This window comes from Xanthobacter versatilis, from assembly GCF_043193975.1.
GTDB classification, from domain to species: domain Bacteria; phylum Pseudomonadota; class Alphaproteobacteria; order Rhizobiales; family Xanthobacteraceae; genus Xanthobacter; species Xanthobacter autotrophicus_E.
In genome coordinates this window covers 729,931-744,893 of sequence record NZ_JBAFVB010000002.1, presented here as the reverse complement: position 1 = coordinate 744,893, position 14,963 = coordinate 729,931, and the positions used below count along the sequence as shown (strand labels likewise).

The 14,963-nt window shown below is 68.1% G+C and carries 11 protein-coding genes and 1 pseudogene; 5 read left to right on the top strand and 7 right to left on the bottom strand.

From position 1 onward, the window contains the following. Positions 1-49: 49 nt before the first annotated feature. From V5F66_RS07035 to V5F66_RS07020, 4 genes are all read right to left on the bottom strand, one after another. Complete coding sequence (locus tag V5F66_RS07035) at positions 50-1,279, bottom strand: class I SAM-dependent methyltransferase (RefSeq protein WP_394093537.1); 1,230 nt, start codon at positions 1,277-1,279, stop codon at positions 50-52. A gap of 2 nt (positions 1,280-1,281) precedes the next feature. After that, positions 1,282-1,776, bottom strand: coding sequence for a hypothetical protein (locus V5F66_RS07030; RefSeq protein WP_394093536.1), 495 nt, complete (start codon positions 1,774-1,776; stop codon positions 1,282-1,284). A 93-nt stretch (positions 1,777-1,869) separates the two neighbouring features. Beyond that, positions 1,870-3,897 carry an acetyl-CoA carboxylase biotin carboxylase subunit gene (locus V5F66_RS07025; RefSeq protein WP_394093535.1) on the bottom strand — a complete coding sequence of 676 codons (2,028 nt, stop codon included), beginning with the start codon at positions 3,895-3,897 and terminating at the stop codon, positions 1,870-1,872. 249 nt (positions 3,898-4,146) lie between these two features. Continuing rightward, complete coding sequence (locus V5F66_RS07020) at positions 4,147-5,679, bottom strand: acyl-CoA carboxylase subunit beta (protein WP_012116695.1); 1,533 nt, start codon at positions 5,677-5,679, stop codon at positions 4,147-4,149. A gap of 206 nt (positions 5,680-5,885) precedes the next feature. Between V5F66_RS07020 and V5F66_RS07015 the strand changes: the two genes are divergently transcribed. The 4 genes and pseudogenes from V5F66_RS07015 to V5F66_RS07000 all read left to right on the top strand — a co-directional run bounded on the left by V5F66_RS07015 (position 5,886) and on the right by V5F66_RS07000 (position 10,717). Then, complete coding sequence (locus V5F66_RS07015) at positions 5,886-7,310, top strand: helix-turn-helix domain-containing protein (RefSeq protein ID WP_012116694.1); 1,425 nt, start codon at positions 5,886-5,888, stop codon at positions 7,308-7,310. A gap of 115 nt (positions 7,311-7,425) precedes the next feature. Continuing rightward, a pseudogene (locus V5F66_RS07010) lies at positions 7,426-7,659 on the top strand (SH3 domain-containing protein); the annotation flags it as partial. Between the two features lie 1,098 nt (positions 7,660-8,757). Next, positions 8,758-9,204, top strand: coding sequence for a hypothetical protein (locus tag V5F66_RS07005; RefSeq protein ID WP_394000609.1), 447 nt, complete (start codon positions 8,758-8,760; stop codon positions 9,202-9,204). A gap of 136 nt (positions 9,205-9,340) precedes the next feature. Beyond that, the gene (locus tag V5F66_RS07000; protein WP_394093534.1) at positions 9,341-10,717 is read left to right on the top strand and encodes a glutamate--tRNA ligase; all 1,377 of its coding nucleotides are present in this window, start codon (positions 9,341-9,343) and stop codon (positions 10,715-10,717) included. A gap of 277 nt (positions 10,718-10,994) precedes the next feature. On the opposite strand, the gene V5F66_RS06995 is transcribed toward V5F66_RS07000, so the two are convergent. Both V5F66_RS06995 and V5F66_RS06990 read right to left on the bottom strand, forming a co-directional pair. Continuing rightward, on the bottom strand, positions 10,995-12,197 hold the full coding sequence (locus V5F66_RS06995) for a DUF2865 domain-containing protein (protein ID WP_394005358.1): 1,203 nt from the start codon (positions 12,195-12,197) through the stop codon (positions 10,995-10,997). A 147-nt stretch (positions 12,198-12,344) separates the two neighbouring features. Next, the gene (locus V5F66_RS06990) at positions 12,345-13,433 is read right to left on the bottom strand and encodes a TRAP transporter substrate-binding protein (protein ID WP_041577818.1); all 1,089 of its coding nucleotides are present in this window, start codon (positions 13,431-13,433) and stop codon (positions 12,345-12,347) included. Positions 13,434-13,728: 295 nt separating this feature from the next. Here V5F66_RS06990 and V5F66_RS06985 point away from each other — a divergent pair, with 295 nt between their 5' ends. After that, positions 13,729-14,286 (top strand): CreA family protein, encoded by a 558-nt coding sequence (locus tag V5F66_RS06985; RefSeq protein ID WP_394000468.1) that lies wholly within the window; start codon positions 13,729-13,731, stop codon positions 14,284-14,286. A gap of 80 nt (positions 14,287-14,366) precedes the next feature. Here the strand turns inward: V5F66_RS06985 and V5F66_RS06980 are convergent, their stop codons facing one another. Beyond that, positions 14,367-14,675, bottom strand: a complete 309-nt coding sequence (locus tag V5F66_RS06980; RefSeq protein ID WP_394093533.1) for a hypothetical protein — start codon at positions 14,673-14,675, stop codon at positions 14,367-14,369. Between the last annotated feature and the right edge of the window lie 288 nt (positions 14,676-14,963).

Genomic DNA, 14,963 nt, shown 5'->3' with positions numbered 1-14,963 from the left:
AAGTGCTTCACGGCAGCGTCATGCCGGGGATCGGTGAAACCGGTGTCCATCACCGCCCCTCCCGTGCCGCCAGCGACCGCTCGGCGTCGACCATGTAGTCGCGCAGCACCGGCACGTCGTCGCGCTTCTCGGAGAGCAGCAGCTGGAACACCATGTTGGAGCCGTGCAGGAATCCCAGCTCCACTGCCGCGAGGTAGAATTCCCACATGCGGCCGAAGCGCTCGCCCATCATGGCGTCCACTTCGGCACGGCGGGCCATGAAGTTCCGCCGCCAGGCGCGGATGGTCCAGTAATAGTGCAGGCGCAGCACCTCGCAGTCATCGACCCAGAGATGGGTGCGCTCGGTGGAGGCGAACACTTCCGACAGCGCCGGCACATAGCCACCGGGGAAGATGTACTTGCGGATGAACGGCGCCGTGGTGCCGGGCGGCGACATGCGGCCGATGGCGTGCACCAGCGCGAAGCCGCCCTCATCCAGCAGGTTGCGGATGGTAGTGAAGTAATCGTCGAAGTGGGAGACGCCCACATGCTCCATCATGCCGATGGAGACCACGCGGTCGAACTTGCCCTCCAGGTTGCGATAATCCACCTCGCGGAAGTCGATGGAACCGGCGACGCCAGCCGCCTCCGCCAACCGCCGGCTTTCGGCGAGCTGCTCCGGCGACACGTTGATGGCGGTGACCTGAGCGCCGCATTCCTTCGCCATGTAGATGGCAAGCCCGCCCCAGCCGGAGCCGATCTCCGCCACCCGCATGCCGGGGGAGATCTTCAGCTTGGCGGCGATGTGGCGGAACTTGTTGCGCTGGGCATCGGCCAGCGGCTCTTCCGGATCGCGGAAGTAGGCGCAGCTGTAGGCCATGGTCTCGTCCAGCCACAGCCGGTAGAAAGCGGCCGGGTGGTCGTAGTGGGAGGAGACGTTCTCCTTCGCCTTGGCCACCGGGTTCGCCTGCTGGAACCGCCGCACCGAGCGCCACGCCTTGCGCAGCGCCTGCTGCACCGGGTGGCTGCCCAGCCCCTTGCGGTTCACCGAGAACAGGGAGAGCAGCTCGAACGCCCCGGCGCCATCCTCGAAGGAGAGGCGGCCGTCCATATAGGCCTCCGCCGCCACCAGCTCCGGATTGAAGAACAGATCCCGCTCGAGCTTTTTGTCATGCATGCGCACGGTGACGGACGGACCATCCTGCCCCGAGCCGAAGGCATGGCGCTGCCCGTCCGCGGTGATGACCGTCAGGCGGCCCTTCTCCACGAAGCGGCTGAGGAGGTGGGAGAGGAGGCGCATGGTCAGAACCTCGGCTCACGCTTCTGCTGGGGCGGGATGTGGCCCGACGGCTTCCAGTCGAGGATATCGTCGGCGGCTGCAGGGCCAAGCCCGCTGTCCCCACCTGCGCCTGCAGTGGGGAAGGCAAGGCAGAAAAGGGAGATTGCACCCCAGAGGACGATGTTTGTCAGGCCGGCGGCGATCATCAGGAAGTCCGCATGCTCTGCGGGATCTTTGGGCAGGCCAATAAAGTAAGTATAGGCGAAAAATCCGATGACAGGCAGCGCCACGAGGATGATCGTCAGCAGGATGAAGCTGCGCCAGTAGCGGAAGCCTGCATCAGCCAGCCGAGCACTGGAGATTATCACGTAGGTGGCGCTGACACCCATTCGGACGTCGCGGGCATAGCTTTGGATGCCAAGCTGATCCTGAAACTGCGCGAATGCGATGCTCGCACTAATCAGGAACGCGACCGACAAAGCATAAGCCAGACGCGACAGACGCGTGGATCCGATCATGGCCTCATCTCCCACGTGGCGCGCCATCGCGGCGGCCGTTCGCATCCCCCTGCCACGGCAAGAAGGAACTGAAAAGCCGCCGCGCCGCACGCATCACGCGAATTCCAGGATCACCGCATCCACGGCGAGGCTGTCGCCGGCCTTCGCGTGGACCGCCTTGATGACGCCGTCGCGCTCGGCGCGCAGCACGTTCTCCATCTTCATGGCTTCCACGATGGCGAGGATCTCGCCGTTCTTCACCTCCTGGCCGGGGGTGACGGCGATGGAGACCACGAGGCCCGGCATGGGGCACAAAAGCTCCTTGCCGCCGCCGGCGGTTTCCTTCTTCGGCATCAGCGCCGCGAGCGAAGCCGACAGCTCGGTGTAGACCCGCGCCTTGGTGGCGATGCCGCGATGGGCCAGAAGGTAGCCGTTGGGGATGGTGCGCACCTGCACCGCCACCTGGTCGGCGTCGATGGTGCCGGTCCACACCACGTCGCCGGGCTTCCAGGTGGAGCGCAGCAGGTGGGTGTGGCCGGCGGTGCCGTCGGCGTCGAAGATCTGCACCTTGTAGCCGCCGTCCACCGCTTCCACCTCGCAGGCGGTGGAAAGGGTCTCCTCGGCGGCGGAGAGGTGCACGATGCGGCGCTTGGCGAAGGCCACCGGCACGCCGGAGGTCTGGCCGGAAATGTGCCGCTTGCGGGCATTGTGGATGTGGTCGATCACCGCCGCCACGGCGGAGAGCGTGTGCACCAGCTCGCCTTCCGGCGCGCGGGCATGGAAGCCGTCGGGATATTCCTCGGCGATGAAGCCGGTGGAGAGGCGGCCGTCCCGCCAGCGCGGGTGGGACATGAGCGCCGACAGGAACGGAATGTTGTGGCCGATGCCGTCGATGGCGAAGGCATCCAGCGCATCCGCCTGCGCCTCGATGGCGATGGCGCGGGTGGGGGCGTGGGTCACCAGCTTCGCGATCATGGGATCGTAGAAGATGGAGATTTCCCCGCCCTCATAGACGCCGGTGTCGTTGCGCACGGTGATGGGGCCGTCCTTGCCTTCCGCCGGCGGGCGATAGCGCACCAGACGGCCGGTGGAGGGCAGGAAGTTGCGGTAGGGGTCTTCCGCATAGATGCGGCTTTCAACCGCCCAGCCGGTGAGCTTCACGTCGTCCTGGGTGATGGAGAGCGGCTCGCCCGCGGCGACGCGGATCATCTGCTCCACCAGGTCGATGCCGGTGATCAGCTCGGTGACCGGATGCTCCACCTGCAGGCGGGTGTTCATCTCCAGGAAGTAGAAGCTCTTGTCCTGGCCGGCGACGAACTCCACCGTGCCGGCGCTGTCGTAGCCCACCGCCTTGGCGAGGGCGACGGCCTGCTCGCCCATCTTCTTGCGGGTGGCCTCGTCCAGCAGCGGGGAGGGGGCTTCCTCCACGACCTTCTGGTTGCGGCGCTGGATCGAGCACTCGCGCTCGCCGAGGTAGATGACGTTGCCGTGCTTGTCGCCCAGCACCTGAATCTCGATGTGGCGCGGATCGACGATGAACTTTTCCACGAACACGCGGTCATCGCCGAAGGAGGACTTGGCCTCGGACTTGGCGCGGTCGAAGCCGTCCTGCACCTCGTCGCGGGAATAGGCGATGCGCATGCCCTTGCCGCCGCCGCCCGCGGAGGCCTTGATCATCACCGGATAGCCGATCTCGTCGGCGATCTTCGCCGCCTCGGTGCCGTTCTCCAGCACGCCCAGATAGCCGGGAACGGTGGAGACATGGGCCGCCGCCGCCGCCTTCTTGGACTCGATCTTGTCGCCCATGGCCTCGATGGCATGGGGATTGGGACCGATGAAGACAATACCGTGCTCCGCCAGGAGCTTGGGGAAGGAGGCGCGCTCGGACAGGAAGCCGTAGCCGGGATGCACCGCCTGCGCGCCCGTGAGCTTGCAGGCCTCCACGATCTTCTCGGCGATCAAATAGGACTGGGCGGCCTGGGGCGGGCCGATATGCACCGCCTCGTCGGCCATCTCCACATGGAGGGCGTCCTTGTCGGCATCCGAGTAAACGGCGACGGTCTTGATGCCCATCTTGCGCGCCGTCTTGATGACGCGGCAGGCGATCTCACCCCGGTTCGCGATCAGGATCTTCGTGAACATGGCGTTCGGTTCCTTTGCGCCAGTGGCGCGACGAGTCTCGGGAACCGCTGCCCCCTCCCAACCCTCCCCCGCAAGCGGGAGAGGGCTTTTCCGGCTGTCCCGGCCTCGCTCCCTCTCCCGCTCCGAAGCCGGATGTTTCCGGCTTCGGTACTCTGAGAGCCGAACGCGGCAACAGCCGAGTTCGGGCGGGGGAGGGGGCCAGGGCGGTTGGGGTTGAGGCTTGCGGTCGTTCGGTCCGGCCAGAGCCGCTTAAAGCGGCATGTTGTCGTGCTTGCGCGAGGGCTGCTCGAGCTTCTTGGTGCGCAGCATGGCAAGGGCGCGGGCGAGGCGCCGGCGGGTGGAGTGGGGCATGATCACCTCGTCCACATAGCCGCGCTCCGCCGCCACGAAGGGCGACAGGAAGCGCTCCTCGTAGTTCTTGGTCTGGGCGGCGATCTTGTCCGGATCGCCCATGTCGGCGCGGAAGATGATCTCCACCGCGCCCTTGGCGCCCATCACCGCGATCTGGGCGGTGGGCCAGGCATAGTTCACGTCCGCGCCCACGTGCTTAGAGGCCATCACGTCATAGGCGCCGCCGAAGGCCTTGCGGGTAATGACGGTGACCAGCGGCACGGTGGCCTGCGAATAGGCGAACAGCAGCTTGGCGCCGTGCTTGATGAGGCCGCCGTATTCCTGCGCCGTGCCGGGCAGGAAGCCGGGCACGTCCACGAAGGTCACGATGGGGATCTCGAAGGCGTCGCAGAAGCGCACGAAGCGGGCCGCCTTGCGGGAGGCGTCCGAATCGAGCACCCCCGCGAGCACCATGGGCTGGTTGGCGACGAAGCCGACCGTGCGCCCCTCGATCCGGCCGAAGCCGGTGACCATGTTGCGGGCGTAGGCCGCCTGGATCTCGAAGAAGTCGCCCTCGTCCACGACCTTCAGGATCAGTTCCTTGATGTCGTAGGGCTTGTTGGGATTGTCCGGGACCAGGGTGTCGAGGCTCTCGTCGTAGCGGCCCGGATCGTCGAAGGACGGCCACTCGGGCGCGCCTTCCTGGTTGTTGGAGGGCAGGAAGTCGATGAGCCGCCGGGTCTCCAGCAGCATCTCCACGTCGTTCTCGTAGGAGCCGTCCGCCACCGAGGACTTGCTGGTGTGCACCTTGGCGCCGCCCAGCTCCTCGGAGGTGACGGTCTCGTTGGTGACGGTCTTCACCACCTCCGGGCCGGTCACGAACATGTAGGAGGTGTCGCGCACCATGAAGATGAAGTCGGTCATGGCCGGGGAGTAGACGTCGCCGCCGGCGCAGGGGCCCATGATCAGCGAGATCTGCGGGATGACGCCTGAGGCGACGACGTTGCGCTTGAACACCTCGCCGTAGCCGCCCAGCGCCGCGACGCCTTCCTGGATACGCGCGCCGCCGGCGTCGAACAGGCCGATGATGGGGGCGCGGGTCTTCAGCGCCATGTCCTGGATCTTGGTGATCTTGCGGGCGTGCTCCTCGGAGAGGGAGCCGCCGAATACGGTGAAGTCCTTGGCGAAGACGAACACCTTGCGGCCGTTGACCGTGCCCCAGCCGGTGACGACGCCGTCGCCGGGGACCTTCTGGTCGGCCATGCCGAAGTCCACGCAGCGGTGCTGCACGAAGGTGTCGTATTCCTCGAACGTGCCGCGATCGAGCAGCAGTTCGATACGCTCGCGGGCGGTGAGCTTGCCGCGGGCGTGCTGGGCCTCGATGCGCCGTGCCCCGCCGCCGAGTCGGGCGACCGAGCGCCGGCTTTCGAGCTCTTCGAGGATGTCCTTCATGCCGAGCGCTCCCCAGGTGCGGTGCTTGGAACCGTGTTTGTGAAATCGAGACTATCGAGGGTTCAAAGGCGGCGAAAGCCCAAGCTTTACGATGCCGCTGCTCCCATCGCTGCTGTCGGCTAACAGGAGTTGCGGGCGTTGGGAATATGTGAAAAATTCACGTTGTTTATTGTGAAGAATTCGCAATCCCGAAGTCGGGGCCGCCCATGCGTCAGAAGATCTATGCCGGCCATGCGGTGCGGCGGCTCAGGGAAAAGCTGGGGCTCAAGCAGAGCGAACTGGCCCAGCGCCTCGCGGTCTCGCCATCCTACATCAACCAGATCGAGAGCAACCAGCGCCCGCTGACCGCCTCGATCCTCATCGCCATCTCGCGCACTTTCGCCGTGGACATCACCTCCTTCGGCGCGGAGGACCTCGACCGGCTGGTGGCCGACCTGCGCGAGACCGCAGCCGACCCGCTGTTCAAGGATCTCGACCTCGGCCTTCAGGACATGAAGGCGGTGGCCAACCTCTCCCCGGCCTTCGCCCATGCCTTCCTGCGCATGCACGTGGCGCTGCGGCGCACGGCGGAGTGGCGCGCCTCCCTCGACGACATGCTCACCGCAGGCGTGGCGCCGGGGGCGGACGAGGCCAAGCTGATCCCCTACGAGGAAGTCCGCGACTTCTTCCACTATATCGACAATTACGTGGATCCCCTCGACCGCGCGGCGGAGGCTGCCGCCTCCAGCCTCGGCATCCTGGAAGGCGCGGATCCCGCCGCCGCCTTCGCCGCCCATCTCGCGCGCCGGCACAATGTGCAGGTGGAGGTGGGGCCGGCCGACCCGGACGCGCCGCTGTCGCGCTTCGATCCACGCTTGCGGCGCCTGGTGCTGTCGGGTGTGCTGTCAACGCCGACGCGGGCCTTCCGCATCGCCGCCACCATCGCCCAGCTGGAGCACGGCGCGCTGGTGGAGGCGACGGTCGCTTCCGGAGCCTTCCGCAGCCAGACCGCCACGGAGATCTGCCGGCTGGCCCTGCATAATTATTTCGCCGGCGCGCTGATGCTGCCCTATCGCCGGTTTCATGACCTCGCCCGGCGGCTGCGCCACGACCTCGACCGCCTGGTGCTGGAGACCGGGGCCAGCCTGGAGCAGGTGTGCCATCGCCTGTCCACGCTGCAGCGGCCGGGGGCAAAGGGGGTGCCCTTCTATTTCGCCAAGGTGGATCGCGCCGGCAACATCACCAAGCGCCATTCGGCCACGCGCTTCCAGTTCGCCCGCCATGGCGGGGCCTGCGCTGCCTGGAACGTGCATGAGGCGTTCGAGATGCCGGGGCGCACGCTGGTACAGGTGGGCGAGATGCCCGACGGAGCGCGCTACATCTGCCTCGCCCGTGCCGTGGTCAGCCCCTCCCTGCGCCACGGCCAGCCCTCGCGGGCCTATGCCTTCGGCCTCGGCTGCGAGGTCGCGTTCGCCCATGACACCGTCTATGCGGACGGGCTGGACCTGAAGGCCGCGCCGGTGGCCAAGCTGGGTGTCTCCTGCCGCATCTGCCCGCGCCGCGACTGCGACCTGCGGGCCTTCCCGCCGCTGGACCGGGAGATCCGCATCGACGAGAACGTGCGGGATATCGTTCCGTTTACCATCTCCTGACGCAATTGCGCCTTTCTGCCGCTTAGGAATGGCCCTGCCTTGGCACATGAAACGCCATGAGGGCGGAGATAAACTAAGTGCATCGACTCTCTGTCGAGTCGAATGGGAGTGATCCATGAGGGTGCTCAGACTGGCTGGCTGGGTCGCTGGCCTGGCGATGGCAGGGATAGTGTCCGCCCAGGCGGCACCGGCCTTCTCCACTGCGAACGTGAATATCCGGACGGGTCCGGACACCGAATTCCCAAGCCTCGGCGTCATTCCCGAAGGCTCGCCGCTCGAAGTCGAGGGCTGTCTCCAGGATGAATCCTGGTGCGACGTCATCTGGCAGGACTATCGCGGCTGGGTTTACAGCGAATATCTCGGCTACGAGCAGCAGGGCCGCACCGCGGTGCTTCCCGACTGGGGCGTGGCTGCTATCGGCGTGCCCGTGGTGGCGTTTGCCGCTTCGCAATACTGGAACCAGTATTATGTGGGCCGGCCCTACTACGTGAACCAGCCCTGGTATGCGGACCGCTACCGGTGGGAAGGCTATGCGCCGCGGCCGCGTCCCGGCTGGTATGCCCCGCCTCCGGGGCCGCGCCAGCCCGGCTGGTGGCGTAACAACTATATCGCCCCTCCCGGCATGCAGCCGCCCCCGCCCGTTGCTCCGCCGCCGCCTCCCGGCTGGAACCGTCCCGGTGGACCGGGTGGTCCCGGCTATCCGGGTGGCCCTGGTTATCCTGGTGGTCCCGGCCGTCCAGGTGAGCCCGGTGGTCCTGGCTATCCGGGTGGTCCTGGCCGTCCTGGTGAGCCTGGCGGTCCTGGTGGTCCCGGTTATCCGGGCGGTCCTGGTCGTCCGGGTGAGCCCGGTGGTCCCGGCCGTCCCGGCGTTCCCGGCCAGCCTGGGGTTCAGCCCGGCACGCCTCCCGGTCAGCCGGGTGGTCCTGGTGGTCCTGGTGGTCCTGGTGGTCCTGGTCGTCCGGGTGAGCCCGGTGGTCCCGGCCGTCCCGGTGTCCCCGGCCAGCCTGGAGTTCAGCCCGGCACGCCTCCCGGTCAGCCCGGTGGTCCGGGTGGTCCTGGTCGTCCGGGTGAGCCCGGTGGTCCCGGCCGTCCCGGCGTTCCCGGCCAGCCTGGGGGTCAGCCCGGCACGCCTGCCGGTCAGCCCGGTGGTCCGGGTGGTCCCGGCCGTCCCGGTGTCCCCGGCCAGCCTGGGGTTCAGCCCGGCACGCCTCCCGGTCAGCCAGGTGGTCCGGGTGGTCCCGGCCGTCCCGGTGTCCCCGGTCAGCCTGGGGTTCAGCCCGGCACACCTCCCGGTCAGTCCGGCCAGCCCGGTGGTCCCGGCCGTCCGGTGGTTCCCGGCCAGCCTTCGGGCCAGCCCGGCACGCCTCCCGGTCAGCCCGGCCGTCCCGGCGGTCCTGGGCCGAACGGTTTGCCGAACCGCCCGCCGTCGCCGCAGGAGCGCCAGCAGTTGCAGCAGCAACAGCGCCAGCAGATCCAGCAGGAGCAGTTGCAGCAGCGTCAGCAGCAGCAGATCCAGCAGCGTCAGCAACAGCAGCAGCGCCAGCAGGAACAGATCCAGCAGCGCCAGCAGCAGCAACAGCGCCAGCAGGAACAGATCCAGCAGCGTCAGCAGCAGCAGTTCCAGCAGCGCCAGCAACAGCAGCAGCGCCAGCAGGAGCAGATCCAGCAGCGTCAGCAACAGCAGATCCAGCAGCGCCAGCAGCGTCCGCCGGAGCAGTACCAGCAGCGGCCGCCGCAACAGCAGCGTCAGGAGCGTCCGCCGCAGCAGTACCAGCAGCAGCGTCCGCCGCAGCAGCAGGGCCAGCCGCAACGCCAGCCCCAGCCTCAGGGCCAGCCGCAGCGGCCACAGGGACGGCCTGACTGCCGTGGGCCTGACTGCCCGCCGCCGCGCTGAACTACAGCGCTGCTGAACCAACGGAGCCCGGCCATTACGGCCGGGCTTCTTTCTTTCAGGGGCGGGCCGAGGCCCGATCCTCTTCCGGGGCTTCCTCCCCATCGACGGATGGAACGTGGCGGGCTATGGGCTTGCCATGTCCCGCTCCACTCCGTCCCGCTCCACTCCGTCCCGCCCCGTCCTGCGCTTCGCGCCGTCGCCTACGGGTCTCATCCATGTGGGCAATGCCCGCACCGCCCTCATCAATGCGCTGCTCGCCCGGCGCGCCGGCGGCACCTTCATCCTGCGCTTCGACGATACCGACGCCGCCCGCTCCCGCGCCGAATATGCCGACGCCATCGCGACGGACCTCGCGTGGCTGGGCATCCCGCCCGACCTCACCTTCCGCCAGTCGGACCGCATCGGCGAGTATGAGGCCGCAACCGAGCAACTGAAGGCCTCCGGGCGGCTCTATCCCGCCTATGAGAGCGAGGACGAGCTGGAGCTGAAGCGCCGGCTGCAGCGGGCGCGTAGCCTGCCGCCGGTCTATGACCGCGCGGCGCTGGCGCTCACCGCGGCGGATCGTGCCCGGCTGGAGGCCGAGGGCCGCCGCCCGCACTGGCGCTTCCGCCTCGACCATCGCGTGGTCGCCTGGGACGATGGTGTGCGCGGGCCGCAGCAGGTGGACACGGCGAGCCTGTCCGATCCGGTTCTGGTGCGCGCTGACGGCAGCTTCCTCTATACGCTGCCGTCGGTGGTGGATGACCTCGCCATGGGCGTCACGGACGTGGTGCGCGGCGAGGACCATGTGACCAACACGGCGGTCCAGATCGAGATTTTCGAGGCGCTGGGCGGGGTGGCGCCGCGCTTCGCCCACCATAATCTGCTCACCCTGCCGTCAGGCGAGGGGCTGTCGAAGCGGCTCGGCCACCTCTCCCTTTCGGCGCTGCGCGAGGCTGGGCAGGAGGCGCTGGCGGTCGCGGCGGCGGCCGTCCTCGTGGGCACCTCCCATGCGGTGGAGGCGGTGGAAAGCCTCGAGGCGCTGGCGGGCATGGTGGACCTCGCCCACATCTCGCGCGCCCCGGCCCGGTTCGATCCTGACGATCTTGCCCTGCTCACCGCCCGCACCCTCCACATGATGCCCTTCGAGGCTGCGGCTTCGCGCCTCGCGGCGGCGGGCATCGGCGGCGGCGTGGCCTTCTGGCTGGCGGTGCGGGGCAATCTCGCGCGGTTTTCGGAGGCGGCGGATTGGTGGGCTCTGGTGTCCCAGCCGGCGGCGGGCGTCGTGGCGGAGTCCGATCGTACCTTCCTCGGCGAAGCGGCGGACCTGCTGCCGCCGGAGCCCTGGGACGGGCAGACCTACGCGAACTGGATCAAGGCGGTGAAAGCGGCGAGCGGGCGGTCGGGCAAGGCTCTGTTCCACCCGCTACGCCTCGCCCTGACCGGGCTGGAGAAGGGGCCGGAGCTGGCCGCCTTGCTGCCGCTGATGGGCCGTGAGCGGGTGGCGGGCCGGCTGGGCGGCGGGGTGGCGTAGGCCGGAGCGGGTCAGGCTCAACCATCCTGGCGGGGCGAGTGCGAAGGGTGCGAAGCGGCTCGGGTCCCGGTTGGAAACTCATCAAGGCAAACTCGCAATCACCGGCCGTCATGCCTGGGCGTGTCCCGGGCATCCACGCCGTTCCGCTCGCACACACCTCTCAAGGCTGCTGCAAGGCTCCCCGCGCGGAAGGCCGGGTCAAGCCCGGCCATAACGATGCGAATGCGTCTTCGAAGGCTGCAAGCGTCGATCGGAGATGTCGCCTACTCCGCAGCGCCTATTGCGCGGTTCCCTGGCCGGCGCTTTGGCCCGCGCCCTGCGTGTTCTGCTGGTTCTGGGCATTCTGCGAGCGGGGCAGGGGGATAATGCGCACCTTGCGCTGGCCCGGCTGCTCCGAGGCCGGGGCGAGCGGGGCGGCGGCGGTGGCCGCCACGGGGCCGCCGGCCTCCGCCACCGGATCGGCGACGGGCTGGCGCTGGGCATTCTTGCCCTTGGCGTTGGACGCCGGATCGTTGAACTTCGGCTGCGACATCTCGCGGGCCTGCTCCTCGGTCACGAGGATGTCGCCCTTGCGCAACGTGGTCTCGTCCTCGAGCCCGGCGAGGGCCTGCGCCCACGACTGGCCGGCCGGCTTGCAGGTGCAGGACGACACCAGCTCCTTGCGATAGCGCAGCGCATTGGGCAGCGACATGTAGGACTGGCCGGAAATGCTGACCGCCGACTTGATGTCGCCGCTGTAGGTGAAGAGTTGCGCGTCCGAGCCCGGGCACAGCCGCTTGCACAGCTGGTCGTCCTGCGCGTAGCGGCTGGAGTTGGTGGAGTTCGCCATGGGGAAGAAATAGCCGTCGCAGGTGCGCACGCACACGGTGCGGGACGAATACTGCTTCGGCTGGTCCAGCGGGATGGTGGCGAGATCCGGCGCGCTTTCCTCTTCCTGCGCGCTCTGCGGCGTGCCGAAAATGGCCTCGAAGAAGTTGCGCGGTTTCTGCGGCTCGGACGGGCGCCGGGCTGCCTGCACGGCGGCGGTATATTGCGGGCCGCAATTGTTCTGGGCGAGGGCGAGGATCAGGGCCCGGCGCTGGCCGCTCTGATCCGATCCGCCGCGCTCCACGCCAGCGAGCTGGGAGCGGATGCGCGACACCTGGTCGTCGATCTGGTCGCACTGGGGCGGGCGCGGCGGCCCCTGGAAGATGAAGAAGCCGCGCGGGGCATCGCAGCCCATGCCGCGGGCCTGGGAGGTGAGTCGGTCGAGGTCGGAGCGCAGCTTCGCCGCCTGCTGCTGCTGGGCGGCGGCACCGTTGGCGCCCCGGTCAAGGGACATGAGTGAGGATTCGAGCTGCGTGCAGGCCGGGCTGCCGGCCTGGGCCAGCGCCTGCGAGGCGCTGCCTGCCGCCGCTCCGGCCAGGAGAAGCCCGAATACGATCTTGCGGGCCAGATTGCGGAGATTTCCGCCGACGCCCATGCCTCGCTCAGACCCCATCCTCACCTTCTCGACTCTCGCTTTGCCGCCCATCTGCGACCGCACCTCTATAGCCCGACACCGAACGGGAATGGTGACGAAACTATGGCTTCATCACGGTCCGTCAGGTGCCGGCCGCGCCTTCGCGCCGCTCGCCTGCCCCGGATCTCAGCTCTTGCCGCGGTTGCGGATGTTGAAGCTGTCGTAGGCGTATTCGGCGATCTGCCACCACACCAGCTGGTCGGCGCGGACGGCGGTCATGGACTCCAGCGCCTGTTTGAAGGCCGGGTTGGTGGCGGCGATCTCGTTATAGAGCTCGAACGCCGCCTTGTGGCCCGCCTCCATGATGGAGGGCGGGAAGGGCCGCAGCTCCGCCCCCTGCTGCACCAGGCGGCGGAGGGCCGGCGGGTTCACAAAGTCGTACTTGGCCAGCATCCAGTTGTTGGCGGCTTCGGCGGCGTTGCGGACGATGGCCTGGTAGTGCTTCGGCAGGGCGTTCCACTGCTTGTCGTTGATGACAAGGTGCATCATGGCCCCGCCTTCCCACCAGCCGGGGTAGTAGTAATATTTCGCCACCTTCACGAGGCCGAGCTTCTCGTCGTCATAGGGGCCGACGAACTCGGCGGCGTCGATGGTGCCACGCTCGAGGGCGGCATAGACGTCGCCCGGCACGATCTGCTGCGGCACCACGCCGAGCTTCGCCAGCACCTGGCCGCCGATGCCGCCGATGCGGAACTTCAGGCCCTTCAGGTCGTCGACGCCGGTAAGCTCCTTGCGGAAGAAGCCGCCCATCTGGCACCCCGAATTGCCCATGGGCATGGAGGTGACATTATACTTGGCGAGCACGCCGTTGATGATCTCAGCGCCACCGCCGAAGAACCACCAGGAATGCTGCTGGCGCGAGTTGAAGCCGAACGGCACGCCGGTGCCGAAGGCCAGCGCCGGGTCCTTGCCAGTGTAGAAATAGGTGGCGGTCTGCGCGCATTCCACCGAGCCGGTGGAAACCGCATCCAGCGCCTGCAGGCCGGGCACCAGCTCTCCCGCCGGGAAGGTCTGGATCTGGAACCGCCCATCGGTGGCCTCGGACACGTAGCGCGCGAAGGTCTGCGCGGTGCCGTAGATGGTGTCCAGCGACCGGGGGAAGGAGGAGGTCAGGCGCCACTTCACCTCGGGCTGGCTCTGGGCGAGGGCCGGAGCTGCGAGCGCGCCGGTGGCGAGCGCGGTGGCGGAGGCGCCAATGAAGTGCCGGCGCTTGATGTCCATATGGTGCTCCTCGGGCCTTTTCTTGTCGGCGTTGCCATTGCGACAGCCGATTGGTGTCTTGTCTGCGCGCGATGCGGACCGCGCGGCGCTGGCGCGACCCCCTCTGCATCGGTCGCAGACCGGGCCGCTGGCATCAATGGGGCGACAGGGGTGTCATGGCCGCGCCTCCGCGTCAATCGCGAGCCGGCGCGAGAGCGCAGGGAGCGCTTTTATCGGGCTGCTGCCGCCGATCACCTTTTCCTGAGCGGGACTTTCCCCATATCAGGAGCGACAATCCGCGGGAGCTTTCATGACCGTTGTGAACCGTTCAACCTGGGCAAGCCGCTTTGCGAACCATGCCCGGTCCGGCGCCATTGTGCTCGCGGCGCTGCTGGTGCCGGCCCTGTCGGCGCCGGCGATGGCGCAGGAGCCGAACCTCATCTTCAAGAAGTCCACCGTCTGGAAGTTCCTCACCCCGGACGACAAGCTGGCGGTCTACGGCATCGACGATCCGGTGGTGGACGGCGTCGCCTGCCACTACACCACGCCGGAGAAGGGCGGCCTGAAGGGCATGGTGGGCGTGGCGGAGGAGGTGTCCGACATCTCGCTGGCGTGCCGGCAGGTGGGGCCCATCTCGTTCAAGAGCAAGTTCGAGCAGGGCGACGTGGTGTTCCGCGAGGGCCGTTCCTTCTTCTTCAAGAAGATGCAGATCGTGCGTGGCTGTGACACCAAGCGCAACGTGCTGGTTTACCTCGTCTATTCGGACAAGCTGATCGACGGCAGCCCGAAGAATTCCACCTCCACCGTGCCCATCATGCCTTGGGGTGGGGGCGCCGACGTGCCCAAGTGCGCGGACTTCGTGAAGTGAGCGCGAAACTCCTCGACCACGCCTGCCCCGGACCCGCCCGGGCGTGGCATTGAAGGTGGCTCGGGCGTCGGTCTGGCGCCTCAGCGCGAGCAGGTGATGGCCACCGCCTCGGGGCACAGCGGGCCGGTGCAGGCGGCGGGCGGCGCGGAGCGCGCAGGGGTGAAGGCGGTTTCGGCGACACGGCCGAAATCGATCGCGCGGCTGTAATCGTGGGAGCGGCACCAGGCGACCGCCATACGCTCGCCGCACGGCGCGCCGGCGGCCAGGCAACGGTCGATGCCGTAGCCATCGGAATTGTCGATGATGAAGATGCGGGTGTCGGCCTCGGCCAAAGCGGTCAGGGACAGGGTCGCCACGGCTGCGACGACCAGCGTTCGGATGCTTTGCATGAGCGGGAAACGGCCTTTTTGATCAGCGCCGCGGCGGTGTTCCGGACCCTTCGCCCCGCGTTCGGGGCCAGGCGCGGAGGGGCGGAGAGGCCTCCGCCGATGCGCCGCCGGGGCGCTCTCGCGGGGCTGGGGATAGGCCGGCGGCCCCCGAATGGTCAAGCGTGGCCATATAACGAAGTGCGGAGCGCCCACCGGCGCGCGGGTGAAAAACCAAGGCGGCGCAAGGGCGCGCGGGCTGGTGCCGAGACTGCGCATGGCTGTTCCGCGACACCGACGCGAAAGCTCTTG

Excerpts from the sequence above, each read along its gene's own strand:
- V5F66_RS07035 (WP_394093537.1), bottom strand. The coding sequence starts at position 1,279 with ATGCGCCTCCTCTCCCACCTCCTCAGCCGCTTCGTGGAGAAGGGCCGC.
- V5F66_RS07015 (WP_012116694.1), top strand. The coding sequence starts at position 5,886 with ATGCGTCAGAAGATCTATGCCGGCCATGCGGTGCGGCGGCTCAGGGAA.
- V5F66_RS07000 (WP_394093534.1), top strand. The coding sequence starts at position 9,341 with ATGTCCCGCTCCACTCCGTCCCGCTCCACTCCGTCCCGCCCCGTCCTG.
- V5F66_RS07030 (WP_394093536.1), bottom strand. The coding sequence starts at position 1,776 with ATGATCGGATCCACGCGTCTGTCGCGTCTGGCTTATGCTTTGTCGGTC.
- V5F66_RS06980 (WP_394093533.1), bottom strand. The coding sequence starts at position 14,675 with ATGCAAAGCATCCGAACGCTGGTCGTCGCAGCCGTGGCGACCCTGTCC.
- V5F66_RS07025 (WP_394093535.1), bottom strand. The coding sequence starts at position 3,897 with ATGTTCACGAAGATCCTGATCGCGAACCGGGGTGAGATCGCCTGCCGC.
- V5F66_RS07020 (WP_012116695.1), bottom strand. The coding sequence starts at position 5,679 with ATGAAGGACATCCTCGAAGAGCTCGAAAGCCGGCGCTCGGTCGCCCGA.
- V5F66_RS06985 (WP_394000468.1), top strand. The coding sequence starts at position 13,729 with ATGACCGTTGTGAACCGTTCAACCTGGGCAAGCCGCTTTGCGAACCAT.
- V5F66_RS06995 (WP_394005358.1), bottom strand. The coding sequence starts at position 12,197 with ATGGGGTCTGAGCGAGGCATGGGCGTCGGCGGAAATCTCCGCAATCTG.